The sequence below is a fragment of the Huintestinicola butyrica genome (assembly GCF_025567215.1).
GTDB lineage: Bacteria > Bacillota > Clostridia > Oscillospirales > Ruminococcaceae > Huintestinicola > Huintestinicola butyrica.
Genome location: NZ_JAOQKB010000008.1, coordinates 51276 through 63845, shown reverse-complemented (window position 1 = coordinate 63845; position 12570 = coordinate 51276). Strand labels below are relative to the sequence as shown.

13 protein-coding genes are annotated in these 12570 nt (G+C 48.0%); 8 read left to right on the top strand and 5 right to left on the bottom strand.

The features are described from left to right. Window positions 1-7: 7 nt before the first annotated feature. The gene (locus OCV68_RS09620; RefSeq protein ID WP_262572241.1) at window positions 8-934 is read right to left on the bottom strand and encodes a glycosyltransferase family 2 protein; all 927 of its coding nucleotides are present in this window, start codon (window positions 932-934) and stop codon (window positions 8-10) included. A 199-nt stretch (window positions 935-1133) separates the two neighbouring features. On the opposite strand from OCV68_RS09620, the gene OCV68_RS09615 reads away from it, so the two are divergent. The 3 genes from OCV68_RS09615 to OCV68_RS09605 all read left to right on the top strand — a co-directional run bounded on the left by OCV68_RS09615 (window position 1134) and on the right by OCV68_RS09605 (window position 3248). Beyond that, entirely contained in the window at window positions 1134-2135 is a 1002-nt protein-coding gene (locus OCV68_RS09615) for a helix-turn-helix transcriptional regulator (protein WP_022475308.1), read from the top strand. After that, the gene (locus tag OCV68_RS09610; RefSeq protein ID WP_022475307.1) at window positions 2132-2899 is read left to right on the top strand and encodes a TIGR00282 family metallophosphoesterase; all 768 of its coding nucleotides are present in this window, start codon (window positions 2132-2134) and stop codon (window positions 2897-2899) included. Before OCV68_RS09615 ends, OCV68_RS09610 begins: the two co-directional genes overlap by 4 nt. An 88-nt stretch (window positions 2900-2987) precedes the next feature. After that, window positions 2988-3248, top strand: a complete 261-nt coding sequence (locus OCV68_RS09605) for a stage V sporulation protein S (protein WP_022475306.1) — start codon at window positions 2988-2990, stop codon at window positions 3246-3248. Window positions 3249-3299: 51 nt separating this feature from the next. Here OCV68_RS09605 and OCV68_RS09600 read toward each other — a convergent pair whose 3' ends face one another. From OCV68_RS09600 to OCV68_RS09590, 3 genes are read right to left on the bottom strand one after another with little or no spacing between them, the layout of a single operon-like run. Next, entirely contained in the window at window positions 3300-3953 is a 654-nt protein-coding gene (locus tag OCV68_RS09600; protein WP_147622104.1) for a potassium channel family protein, read from the bottom strand. A 22-nt stretch (window positions 3954-3975) separates the two neighbouring features. After that, window positions 3976-4719, bottom strand: a complete 744-nt coding sequence (locus OCV68_RS09595; protein ID WP_262572237.1) for an alpha/beta fold hydrolase — start codon at window positions 4717-4719, stop codon at window positions 3976-3978. Window positions 4720-4729: 10 nt separating this feature from the next. Next, window positions 4730-6112 carry a TrkH family potassium uptake protein gene (locus OCV68_RS09590; RefSeq protein ID WP_022475303.1) on the bottom strand — a complete coding sequence of 461 codons (1383 nt, stop codon included), beginning with the start codon at window positions 6110-6112 and terminating at the stop codon, window positions 4730-4732. Between the two features lie 227 nt (window positions 6113-6339). On the opposite strand from OCV68_RS09590, the gene OCV68_RS09585 reads away from it, so the two are divergent. After that, on the top strand, window positions 6340-7008 hold the full coding sequence (locus OCV68_RS09585; protein ID WP_022475302.1) for a hypothetical protein: 669 nt from the start codon (window positions 6340-6342) through the stop codon (window positions 7006-7008). 99 nt (window positions 7009-7107) lie between these two features. Here the strand turns inward: OCV68_RS09585 and OCV68_RS09580 are convergent, their stop codons facing one another. After that, window positions 7108-8919 carry a M23 family metallopeptidase gene (locus tag OCV68_RS09580; RefSeq protein WP_262572232.1) on the bottom strand — a complete coding sequence of 604 codons (1812 nt, stop codon included), beginning with the start codon at window positions 8917-8919 and terminating at the stop codon, window positions 7108-7110. Between the two features lie 576 nt (window positions 8920-9495). On the opposite strand from OCV68_RS09580, the gene OCV68_RS09575 reads away from it, so the two are divergent. The 4 genes from OCV68_RS09575 to rplC all read left to right on the top strand — a co-directional run bounded on the left by OCV68_RS09575 (window position 9496) and on the right by rplC (window position 12556). Beyond that, a complete protein-coding gene (locus tag OCV68_RS09575) occupies window positions 9496-10305 on the top strand; it encodes an AraC family transcriptional regulator (RefSeq protein ID WP_262572231.1) in 810 nt (269 codons plus the stop codon). 16 nt (window positions 10306-10321) lie between these two features. Continuing rightward, window positions 10322-11095, top strand: a complete 774-nt coding sequence (locus OCV68_RS09570; protein WP_022475299.1) for a glycosyltransferase family 2 protein — start codon at window positions 10322-10324, stop codon at window positions 11093-11095. Between the two features lie 417 nt (window positions 11096-11512). Beyond that, complete coding sequence (rpsJ, locus tag OCV68_RS09565; protein WP_262572229.1) at window positions 11513-11827, top strand: 30S ribosomal protein S10; 315 nt, start codon at window positions 11513-11515, stop codon at window positions 11825-11827. A 93-nt stretch (window positions 11828-11920) separates the two neighbouring features. Beyond that, window positions 11921-12556, top strand: coding sequence for a 50S ribosomal protein L3 (rplC, locus tag OCV68_RS09560; RefSeq protein WP_147622099.1), 636 nt, complete (start codon window positions 11921-11923; stop codon window positions 12554-12556). Window positions 12557-12570 lie beyond the last annotated feature (14 nt).

Below are 12570 nucleotides of genomic sequence, written 5' to 3'. Positions count from 1 at the left end.
TTGCTGTTCAACAGAAAACCAGCTGACCTGCGGCGGTGAGAAAATTCTGCTTTAAAAATCCGTGTTTTATCAGCAGATAAATCCTGCCAAGCTTGTTGTGATTTGGGATATCGGTGTATATTTCCAGGCATTTCCTTGCCTCATCGGGAAGAATGTCCCTGTAGGTGTCAAGGAAATTTTTTGCCTGTGTATAGGTTATGCTGACCCTTTTTTTGGTTTTCATACGCTGGGAGACTATCTTTGCCGCTCCCGCAAGGCTCCTGTTGTTCACCGCCCCCAGCTGATTGTTCCCGTGCTGGCGGTACCTGATGGTAGGGGTATCAACAAAGCCGATCTTTCCGAATGCCGCTGCAGCCATGGCGAACCACCAGTCGTGCATAAGCATATTTTTGGCGTCAATGCCCTTTACAAGCTCCAGCAGCGGACGGTTCATCATAGCGGTGCAGCCCGTAACATTGTTCTGCGCCGCCAGCCTGTTAAGGGTGTTGGCTTTTGGGTCAAGCCCCTGAAACACCGTGAACCTGCTGTGGGTGATGTTAAGCTCACCGTCAGCAATGGCAAGCTCCGTGTGAACAAGGAGAGGAATATTGCCGTTTTTGGCTTCCAGCTCCTTCATCTTTGCAAGTGTGAGCTTTACCTTGTCTTTCTCCCAGAAATCGTCCTGGTCGGAGAACATGACATATTCCGACTGAGCATATTGGAGCATGGACATAAAATTTGCCTGAGCCGAGCCTGTGGGCACAGCATTTTTGTGTGCGGATATTTTGTCGGGATATTTTTGGGCATAGCCGCTTATTATTTCAAAGGAGCGGTCTTTTGACATATCGTCGCAGATAATAAGGTGCCAGTCCGTTTCCGACTGGGCGAGGATAGAGTCTATCTGCTCCGCAACAAATTTTTCGCCGTTATATACCGCCATGAGGATATCAACCATATTAAACTTCTCCGTTCATGCCTCAAAATGGCATAATTACAGATTATACTTTTTCATTATAGCATTTGCGTCAATGAATGTCAAGCAAACAGCCTAATGTTAACGCCGAATTGGCAGACAGCAATACATCTTTCCCCTTGAATTATTTTGTGCAGTATGCTATAATATTCCTGACATTATCACGAAAGGCGGGGTGGCTGTGCCAAAAGCAGCAGGCATAAATCAGAAGCTGAAGCTTTTGTATATGGCAAAAATATTCGAGGAAGAGACCGATGAGGAGCATATGCTCACCATCTACGACATTTGCGACAGGCTCAGCAAGTACGAGATAAATTCCTCCCGAAAGGTGGCAGCCGAGGATATCGCTCTGCTCACCCAGTTCGGCATGGATATCATCACCGACCGCTCAAAGCGCTCCGCCAGATATTATCTTGGTCAGCGCCGCTTCGAGATACCAGAGCTGAAGCTCCTTGCGGATTCGGTAAGCTCCGCACGGTTCATCACCGAGAAAAAATCACGCTCGCTTCTCAAAAAGCTGGAAGCTCTGGCAGGCAGGTTCAGGGGGCAGGAGATAAACCGCCGTGTGTATGTTGCCAACCGTGTAAAATCCGGCAACGAGATGATATACATCAACATCGACGTGATTTCTCAGGCTATAGACGAGGGCAGGCAGATAAAATTCCGCTATTTTGACTATACTGTTGACAAGAAGAAAAAGTACCGTGAGGGTGCAAGAGTTTGCTCCCCCTATGCCCTGACATGGAATGACGGCAACTATTATCTTGTGGCGCACTACGAAAAATACGGCGGAGACCTTTCCAACTTCCGTGTGGACCGCATGGAAGGCGTGCAGATGACCGATGAAAAGTCAGTGCCCATGCCCGAGGATTTCGACCTTGCGGAATATGCCAACACCAGCTTTTCCATGTTCAGCGGAGCCGAAAGCACAGTAAAGCTCAGCTTTGACGAAAGGCTTGTCAACGCCGTTATCGACAAATTCGGCACGGATATCATAATGATACCCGACGGAAACGGCAGATTTACAGTAAACACAAAGGTAAAAACAGGCGCTGCCTTTTACGGCTGGCTTTTCCAGTTCGGCGCAGGAGCGCAGATAATGGCTCCCGAAAATATCCGCAGGGAGTTCGGAGAAATGCTTGAAAAGGTAAGCACTTATTATACGAAAGAAGTAATGAAATGATAAACGTATTATTTGCAGGAGACATTGTAGGCAGCAGGGGCTGCGATTTTGCCGAGGACACCGTAAGGCGGCTCAAGGGCAAGGAGAAAATAGACATAGTTATAGTAAACGGCGAAAATTCCGCCGACGGAAACGGCATCACCAAGCGTTCCATGGAGCAGATATTCAGCTTTGCGGACGTTATCACCACAGGAAACCATTGCTTCAGGCGCAAGGAGTTCACCGAGTATTACGATATCAAGGAAAATCTGCTGCGCCCTGCCAATTATCCCGACGGCGTGGCAGGCCACGGCGTATGCGTGCTTGATATGGGTGCGTACAGCTTTGCAGTCGTAAACCTTATGGGCACAGCGTTCATGGAGCCGCTGAACAACCCCTTCGAGTGCATCGACAGGCTCCTTGAGGATATCCACACCCCCAATATCCTTGTGGATTTCCATGCGGAAGCCACCTCGGAAAAGAAAGCCATGGGCTTCTATCTGGCAGGCAAAGTGTCCGCCGTCATAGGCACACATACCCATGTGCAGACCGCCGACGAGATAATACTTAATGACCACACAGGATACATCACCGATGCGGGAATGTGCGGCGCAGAGCTTTCCGTGCTGGGTGTAAAGAGCGAGCTTGCCATTGAAAAGCAGCGCTTCAAGTGTCCCGTGCGTTTTACCGAGTCGGATAATCCTCCGTTTTTCTGCGGCGTGCTTATGACCATAGATGAAAAATGCGGCAAAATGCACAGTATTAAACGTTTAATGATTAGGTAAACCGTCATAAATTCGGCGGGAGTATTGCAAAAGCGGCTTTTATAGTGTATAATCAAGCTATATAAAGATAAATTTGGAGGTTACGGATATGGAAGTATTGAGGGTATCTGCAAATTCGTCTCCCAGCTCTGTTGCAGGCGCTATTGCAAGCGTTATGCGCACAAGCGGCGAGGTTGAGGTTCAGGCGGTAGGAGCAGGTGCGGTCAATCAGGCCGTCAAGTCCATTGCCATAGCAAGAGGGTATCTTGCACCTGTGGGCATTGATCTTGTAAGCATTCCCGCTTTCGGCAGCGTTATCATCGCCGATCAGGAGCGGACGGCAATGCGCTTCATATGCGTCAACAGATAATATACATAGTAAAAAATGTCCCGTGAGGCTTATGCTTCACGGGATTTTTGCTTATCCTATATTTTTCAGTATCTTTTCCACATCTCTCTGCCTGCCGAGGACTATGGCGTGGTCGTCCTTATCAAACACGTATTCGGCGGTGGGGATAGTGATAAGCTCGTCACCCTTTTTGATGGCAAGTATATTGAGATTATATTTATTGCGTATATTCAGCTGTATGATGCTGTGGCCGCTCCAGCTGCTGATAATGGGTATCTCATAAATTCCCGTATCGTCGGAAAGCTCTATAAAATCAAAGATGTTTGACACGCTGTACTGCACTGCCAGCTTTTCCGCACGGTCACGCTCGGGATATACTACCTCGTCTGCGCCGTTTCGTGCAAGGAACTTTGCGTGTATTGCTGTGCTTGCTTTGCTGACTACTTTTTTTGCTCCCAGCTCTTTGAGCTGGCTTGTTATTTCAAGGCTTGCCTGAAAGTTGCTTCCTATGCACACAAAGCAGATATCAAAATTTCCCACGCCAAGGCTTCTCAAAGCCTCTTCCTTTGTGCAGTCGGCTATTTTTGCGCTGCAGGTGCTGTGCATTACGGCACGGATATTGTCCTCGTTATTATCAACGACCATTACGTCGTTCCCAAGCTCGGCAAATTTTGCGGCAAGATGATTGCCGAATCTTCCAAGACCGATTATAAGTACAGAACGCATAGATATTCTCCTTTTTGTATCATCAGTTTTTCAGAAATTCCGTCAGCAGACGGATATATTTATCAGGCTGTTCATTGAGAAACTGGGCGTGACCGCAGTTTGGTATGACTTTTTCACGGATATGGGGGATATGTTCTTTCAGCAGCTTGAATGATGCAGTGGGTATAGGCTCATATTCGCCTCTCAGGCTGATTATATCAACGCCGTCGGCGGTGATATTGCCAAGCTTATACTCATAGACCTGCCTGCACACGTTCTTTACCGTTATCTTTGATGTGCCGCTGTACATCATATCCACAACGCTTCTGTTGCCCTTGCCGAAAACCGTTTCTATCAGCTTGTCGGGGACTTTTCCACCCTTTCGCATATAGCCGATGCCGATATTGCACATCAACGCACACATATTGGAGTACAGAGCGCCCTTGTTCTGCACATACACGCCGTCAAGGAACACCTTGCTGACGGAAATTTTCTTTCTTGTGAGCAGATGGACGCATATGGTGGAGCCGAGGGACAGCCCGATAAGGGCATATACGCTGCCGTTTCGGTTTTGCTGTACATACTCTTCTATCTGCTCCGCCTCTTTATCAAGGGAAACAAAGTCGGGCGAACCGTCATAGTGACCGTCCAGCCTGCAAAGTACGCAGTGATAATTGTCTTTCAGTGCTTCGGCTACCTTTGAATAGCAGGTCTCGGCTGTGGTGCATGAGCCGTGAATGAATATAAGAGTGGGGGCATTTTTGCTGCCGTATTCCGCAAATTCCATATTGGTCTCCTTATCCTACGCTTATGGTCTCCTCGGGATTTCTCACGCCGCTGTATCGTTTGGTGTTGGTGAATATGAGCGCAAAGGAAACACTTCCCACTCTGCCGCAGTACATCATCAGCATGATTATGATGCGTGAAATGCTGTTCAGGTCACGGGTGATGCCTGTGGTCATTCCCACGGTATTTATCGCCGAAACTGCCTCAAATACCACGTCTGTGGGGTCAAGCTCGGGCTGTATGCCGCAGATGGCTGTAACGCCGATGACGATAAGGGTAAGGCTGAACGCTGCTACGGAAAGAGCTTTCTTGGGCATATCTTCTTCAAGCCGCCTGCCGAAAAGGTTGATGTCCTCATCGTTCCTCATGCTGGCAATCGCCGCAAGGAAAAGCACTGCCACGGTGACGGTCTTTACGCCGCCTGCGGTGGAGCCGGGGCTTCCGCCTATGAACATGTAGCAGATGGTAAGTATTGTCGATGCGGGGCTGAGAGCTGCCGTATCAACTGTGTTGAAGCCTGCGGTACGGGGGGTAACGGAGTTAAATAATGCCAGCAGAAGCTCTTCGCCGAAGCCCAGTCCTGCGGCGGTGTTATTATGCTCAAAGATGAAGAAAAGTGCTGTTCCGATAAGGGTAAGGGCTGCGGTCATGGAAAGGGCTATTTTGCTGTGGAGCCTGTATGAACGGAATTTCAGCTTATATTTTACGATATCGTCCCAGACCATAAAGCCTATGCCGCCCGAAAGTATAAGCAGGCAGGCGGTGATGTTCACCACGGGGTCGCTCCTGAACTCGCATAGTGAGGAATATGCGCCGTATTGGCCGTTAAGGTCAAAACCTGCGTTGCAGAATGCGGAGATCGCAAGGAAGGCCGAGTTGCCTATGCCCTGCAGAAGCCCCATTTTAGGTATGAACCGTGTGGATAGGAGCAATGCGCCTATGCCTTCGCAAATGAATGTTCCTGTGGCGATCTTTTTCACCATGCGTATTATTCCGCCAAGCTCGGGTTTGTTCACGCTTTCGCTCAGCACGCTGCGCTCTTTCAGACCGATCTTTCTGCCTGTTGCCAGTGCTGCCAGCGAGATTATGGTCATAAATCCCATTCCGCCTATCTGGATAAGGATTATCAGCACTATCTGCCCGAAAATCGTCCACTGGCTGAAAGTATCGTAAACTATCAGTCCCGTAACGCACGAGGCTGATGTGGCTGTGAACATTGCGTCCGCAAAGCGGGGCGGCTCGCCCTTAGATGCAAAGGGGAGCATCAGCAGACAAGTTCCGATGAGTATGAGTATAAGGTATCCTGCGGCGATTATCCTTGCCGAGGACATTCGTTTTACGGGGGAGTATTTTCCTCCTGTTATATCGTCAAGCAAATCCCTGAATCTGCTCACTTCAAGTCCTCCTTACTGACCTATTGCTATAATGAAAATTTTAGCACACACGGATTGAGTTGTCAATCGGTAAAACCGTTGCCATTCAGCTTTAATTCAAAAATGTAATTTTCGCACAAATAGTGGTGAAATAATCAAAAGAAAAATAGTTAAAGTATCTATCTTTTCTGCCGATATATAAGATAACGAGGTTTTTGCGGTAATTTTTGATAAAGGGGGATGTAAACATGACAGCACAAGTATTGGCAGGCGCAGCAAGCGCTTATGCGACATTTCAGACAGCGGAAGTTCGACAGGCTGATGTCAGCGACACAGCATCTTTGTCAGACATTATATCTTTGCAGTCCTCACAGGACAGGATCGAGAATACCTGCATAAAGGCATCTTCGCAGTCACATTCTGCGGTGCATGAGATACACAGTCTTAAAAAGCTTCCCGTATTTACCGAGCTTATGGGTTCAAAGCCCGAAACTTCCGCCGAAAAGGAGCCTGAGGCAGATGAATCGCTGCTGGGGGCTATTCTGGAGGAGCGCCTTGCCCATGTGGAGACTGCACGGAGAATGCTTGCTGATTTTTTCAGCGGCGATGAGACTGCCTGCGAAAATCATGACCTGCTGAAAATGTTTATTGACGGCGATGAGATAGACCTGACCACTGCTCACGGCATATTTGAGTCCCTGAGCGGCATGGACTGGACGGGTGAGGCATCTGCAAAGCGTATTTTTGACATTGCAAAGTTTTTTTCCGATGGTGACAGCGAAATGATGGACATGATGAGATCGGCTGTGCTTTCCGCATTTTCTCAGGTGGAGAGCAGCTTTGGCGGCAGCGGAAGCCTTCCGAAGCAGGCGTATGATATGCTGAACAGTGTAAATTCGCTTTTTGATAAGAACTGAAAACAGACCTCCGTGCGTGTGGTGCAGGGAGGTCTGTTCTTTTGTTTATATGATGACATATAAAAAAGTCGGACGCCATACGGTATCCGACTTTTATTTTTACTGTGCTACAAAGTTTTCGGGGTCAAGGTACTTGCCGTCCTTGCGTATCTCGAAGTGGAGGTGGTTTCCTGTGGAATCACCTGTGCTGCCCACATATCCGATAAGCTGACCTGCCTCGATATAGTCGCCTAACTCTGCGGCAAGCTCTGCCTGATGGGCATATACGGTAACATTTCCGTCGTCATTCTCGATAACGATGCAGTTTCCGTAGCCGCCGTTCCAGCCTGTGCCTGCATCGGTAACTGTTCCGCTTGCGGCAGCGTAAATGGGCGTGCCATAGGGAGCTGCTATGTCGATGCCCTTGTGGTTTCTTCCGTCGCCCTGGTGGGAGGAGATATATCCGCCGTCAACAGGCCATACATATTCGCCCGAACCGCTTGCGGTGATGAACTCGGGAGCGTCGTAGGGAATATCGGAAGCCTTTGCTGTGCCTATTCTGATTATCTCGGAAACAGGCTGCTCAACAATAATCGTATCAATGGTCTTTTTCCTGATAACGGTATCGTCTCTGTATGTAACAAGCTTTCTGGAAAGCTTCTCGCCGTCACGACCCTCTGTCTCGACTATGGTCTGTCCCTCGGGAAGCTCGGGATCTTCGATGGTGATGGTCTCGTGGGTGATGGTGCTTCTGAAAGTCTGCTCCTTGTTGCACTCTACCTGGAGATAGGGTACCTCGGATTCGATCTTGATAAGAGTTCCTACCCTGAGAATGCTGTTTTCAAGGTCATCGATGACCTGTCCGTTATATGTAGCGTAGCAGCTGCTCAGCTCTGCAAGGGTCATACCCTTGGCATCGGCGATCTTCCAGAGGTTGTCGCCCGGCTGTACTTCGTAATACTCGGGAGCTGCTTCGTTGCCTGTAAGTGTGGATATAACATCTTCGGGGTCAACAAGCTCTACGGGATCAACGTATTCCTCAAGGTCGTACTCGATATCCTTATCAAAGTTTATCTCGCTGTACTCGCCTGAGTCATAGGGCTGCTTTATTTCGTCAAGTGCTTCTTCGATAGAGGAATAATCCTCAACTGCTCCGATCACCTGACCGTCAACTCTTACGGCATAAGCCTTTACCTTGCCCTCAATGGCTTCGGGAATTGCTTCCTCTGTTTCGTGTTCGGATTCCTCGGGCTGCTTTTCGTCGTATTTCATGGAAATGCGGTCTTCCATCTTTGCTGCCAGTGTATTCTGGTCGATAACGGTATCGGCAGAAGCCAAAGGCTTGATGGAAAGGGTTGCGGTAACGTAAACATCGCCGTCGGTATCGTAATACTTTACTCTGTCGGCTACAACGCACTGAGCCTCGCCCAGAACCTCTTCGCCGCTTACAACGCCGACCTCAGCGCCATCATACTCGACGGAAACGCCGTAGTCGGTGGACATTACGGTATTTACGCAGAAAACAAGCAGTGCAATGGAGGCTGCGGGGAATGCGATGTTAAGGAAAGCCTTTGCGGAGCCGCCTTTTCTCTTTGCGGCAAGTCTGCTCTCTCTGAACTGCATAACTGCGGCACGCCATGCGCCGAATATCTTGGTTCTTCTTTTAAATGATGAAAGCTTTACGGCTGTATCCTCTCTGCGCTTTGCGGCGGAGGAGGAAGCCTTTGATGAAGCTGTTTTTATCAGATGTACAATGTTGCTTCCGAGAGGTGCAACGGTATTTTTTACGTATCTGCCCGCTCCGCAGATAAAAGCGGCAGCATATTTAACGGCAAGCTCTGTACAGCTGCAAACCAGCGCACCGACGTTTTCGGCGAAGGTAACGGGGGCCTTGAGCATGGGGACGAGCTTGTTCTGCTTTCCGTTGTTCATACAGCATCTCCTTTCTCTGTCTTTTGTACGAGATGTGGGATATTATAACATAAAATGCGTTCGGTTTCAACTGATTTCTTTTATCTTTGGCTTATGTGCCAAAATGTAACCGATTGCACTCTGTAACGCACAGCATATCGGAGAATTTGCAGGCTCTCACGGGTATGCCCCGACGTTCAAAAACGTTTAATAATTACAAAGCGGTTACACATTGTTACTATTATAACTCATTGACCGAAAAAATCAAGTGGTTTTTAGGAATATTGTACATTTGCACAGCTTGTTCGTCAAAATGCACATTTTATTTTAACTGAGATTATTGAATTTAGTGACAATTTTTCTCGCTATGTGTCGTATTTACGCCGATGTTCAAATTTTCTTTGTGTATTTTTTTTTCAGGCATAAATGCAGAAATGCCTTATTTTGCCGTTTTTCAGCCCCGATATGCGGAAAAATCAGTCTGTCCGGACATACTATATTATATAATTCTGCCTTGTGTTCCGCCTTGACAAGCCCGCCTGCTCGTGTTATTATTTATATATATGAATCCATATTTGCAAAGGAGAGAAATTACAAGTGCAGCAACAGGTTTTTCCCGTTCTGGGTGATGAAAAAGAGCTTCCGCTGTATGTGATAGGAATCGGTGTTGAATACAGGCAGTTTCCCATAAACCGCCCTTCAGGCTATGAATTTCCGCAGTTTCTCATTACCCGCAGAGGTGCGGGAAAAATTGTTATTAACGGCACAGAGCATGAGCTGACCAAGGATTCGGTCTGCTTTATCCCTGCGGGCTGTCCCCACAGCTATCAGGCGGTGTCTGAGCCGTGGGTGCTCAACTGGGTGTCCTTCAGCGGATATGAATCGGCTTCCCTGCTTGAAAAGTGGGGACTAAATCACTTTGCCGTTCACGGCGGTGGTGACCGTATGCAGCGCATCATCGGCAAGGCATACTATACTATTAAAAGTGACAAGCTTTACGGAAATCATTACGCTTCCGTTCATCTCTATGACCTGCTGATAGAATACCGCAAGCTGGCAGATAACCGTCAGTCGGAGCTTTCATCAGTGAACACTGCGGCTCTGGCAGATGTTCTTCAGTACATTGAGGACAACTATTTCCAGCAGATAAAGCTCAGCACTCTTTCGGATATTGCAGGCATCACTGAGCAGCATCTTTGCAGGCTGTTCAAGCGCAACTTCCGTATGCGCCCCATGGAATATCTGGCAAAGGTAAGGATACAGCACGCAAAGGAAATGCTGGTATTCTCCGACAAGAGCATCTCCGAGATCGCCGAGACTGTGGGATTTCCCGACAGCTCGTATTTCTCTGCGGTCTTTAAAAAGTATGAGCACATACCGCCTGTGGAGTACAGGAGCAAACTATAATAAGGAAGGCATATAAATGAATACACGCCCCAAAGCCACAGGCTGCATAGTTACCTATAATAATGCGGACAAGATAGAAAAAGTGGTCGCTTCCATTCTGGAGCAGACCCGTGACCTGGATTTCAGGCTGATAATATCGGACAATATGTCCGCTGACGGCACTGCGGATATCATACGGCAAAAATTCCCACAGGTGACTGTGGTGGAAAATCACGAGAACGGCGGCTTCGGCAAGGGCCACAACGCCGTCATGGATATGCTTGATTCAAAGTACCATTTTATAATAAACCCCGATATCTTTCTCACCAATGACGCAGTGGGGGAGTTTATTGACTATTTTGAGAGCCATGACGATGTTGTCATGGCGGTGCCCAAGCTTGTTTATGAGGACGGCACGGAGCAGTTCACCCCCAAGCTCACCCCCAGCGTGAAGTACATGATGGGCGGCAGGCTGGAGAAATTCGGCAACCCTTTCAAAAGGTGGCGTGACGAATACACCATGAGGGGGAAGAATGTGACTGAGCCTGTGGACTGCGGCTTCTGCTCGGGCTGCTTTATCTGCATAAGGACTGACATATTTAAAAGTATAGGCGGCTTTGACGAGAGATACTTCCTTTACAGCGAGGATGCAGACCTGACAAGAGAGGCTCAGAAGTATGGCAGGACAATGTATCTGCCGCAGATAAGCGTTACCCATCTGTGGGAGCGTGCGTATATGAAAAGCAATAAGTATTTCCGCATACAGCTCAGATCCATGTTCATGTACTTCAATAAATGGGGCTGGAAATAAGGCTTTTGTGCAGAATAAACTAAAAAATGCGGAAAACGGCGCAGAAAATCTACGCATAAAATTTCCGCAGACTATTGAAAAATGCAGATGCGTGTGTTATAATACTACTTGCGTGACTGCGAATGATATGCGATGAAGCGGAAGGTTGCTTACGGTATGTAAGGGAATTTCCGCAGAGTATGTCCGATTTTAAACCGGGCGGCTGTAATACCGAACACAGTTTAGTGTCTCAAACCGTGGGTCTTTACCCATAGGTGAGTGCTTTGTGTATTTATGCTGAACCCGTCTGACAAGTGATTGTCTGCGGGCTTTTTTATAGCGGTTCCTGCGGAACACACGGCAGCGTGTAAAACGTTTTGGCAGGAAAAGGGTGTTGCAAACTCGTCCCCATGCAAAATTTTATAGGAGGCGATTTAAGTGGCAGTCAATGAAAAAATCAGAATCAAGATCAAGGGTTATGACCATGCTGTAGTAGATGCAGCAGCAGCAAAGATTGTTGATGCAGCTAAGCGCAGCGGTGCAAGAGTTTCCGGTCCTATTCCTCTTCCTACAGACAAGGAGATCGTTACCATTCTCCGTGCTGTACACAAGTATAAGTACAGCCGTGAGCAGTTCGAACTCAGAACTCATAAGAGACTTATCGATGTTCTCCGTCCTACTGCAAAGACTACAGAGGCTCTTCAGGGTCTTGAGCTTCCCGCAGGCGTTGATATCGTAATGGAGATCAAGTAATCCGATCTCAGGCTTTAAGCTAAGATATCCCGACGATGTGGGGTCAATGTTGGTCCGACGGGATCAACCAATTAACCAAGGGAGGAAAAAATCATGACAAAGGCAATCATCGGTAAGAAAATCGGCATGACTCAGATTTTCGATGAAGCAGGAAAGGTTATTCCTGTTACCGTTGTTGAAGCAGGTCCCTGCGTAGTAGTTCAGAAGAAAACCGTTGAAAACGACGGCTACAGCGCAGTACAGTGCGGCTTCGGCGACATCAGAGAGAAGCTCGTCAACAAGCCTATGAAGGGTCACTTCGCAAAGGCTGACGTTGCTCTCAAGAGAACACTTAAGGAGTTCAGACTCGACAATGCAGAGTCCCTTAACGTGGGCGACGTACTCAAGGCTGATTCTTTCGAGGTAGGCGACATCGTTGATGTTTGCGGTACTTCAAAGGGTAAGGGCTTCCAGGGTACTATCAAGAGAAATAACAATGCAAGACTTAAGGAAACTCACGGTACCGGTCCTGTTCACAGACACGCAGGTTCCATGGGTGCGTGCTCTTCCCCTTCAAGAATCTTCAAGGGCAAGGCTCTCCCCGGACACATGGGTGCTGAAAAGGTAACCGTTCAGAACCTTGAGATCGTTAAGATCGATGCTGAAAACAACCTTATCGCAGTTAAGGGCGCAATTCCCGGTCCTAAGAACGGTATTGTAACAATCGTTGACTGCGTTAAGAAAGCTTAATGGAAGGAGGAAGC